Below are 513 nucleotides of genomic sequence, written 5' to 3' on the forward strand. Positions count from 1 at the left end.
GAGAGGGGCTGCAAGCGATCAACTGCGTCCGATCGAGATATCTCGATCGGACCAAATAGTTCAGTCACGAGCGCGTCCATCGTCGGGAGCTCTCGAAAACGTGCCTTCGCGACTGTTCTGACATTCGGCCGCTCCGCCTTGTACCCGTTGCGGTCACCCTTCGTGTGCCGGGCGATCTTGTCTCCCAAGTCAGGGAGGGGATCTCCTGGTCGCGCTCCAAACCATCGGAAAGGTCCAAGATCCAGAGAGGCTTCGTCGAAGAACATCCAAACCACACAGCCGCTTGGCTTTGAGGATAGTCCTATATTGATGCTTTGGGCGGCAGTCTTACCCGTCAGACGACTTGCTTTAAGTTGGATGTGCCGTAGCGTTCCATTGCAATCTACAACGAGATCGTAACCCGCGCCGTCGACTTCGGACCTGAGGACCGCGACTGAATGGATGCCCTTGCACCAGAGGTGCTTCAAAAGCTCGCCGACTAAGATGTGCTCGAGAACCTTCTCCCGAAAGCTC

1 protein-coding gene is annotated in these 513 nt (G+C 56.1%); it reads right to left on the reverse strand.

All coding sequences use genetic code 11. The features are described 5' to 3' along the window. Positions 1-188: hypothetical protein (locus AC2JF9_RS08440; RefSeq protein WP_500726890.1), on the reverse strand; the 188-nt coding region annotated here is incomplete at its 3' end. Between the last annotated feature and the right edge of the window lie 325 nt (positions 189-513).

The organism is Lactobacillus sp. C449L (genome assembly GCF_059900815.1).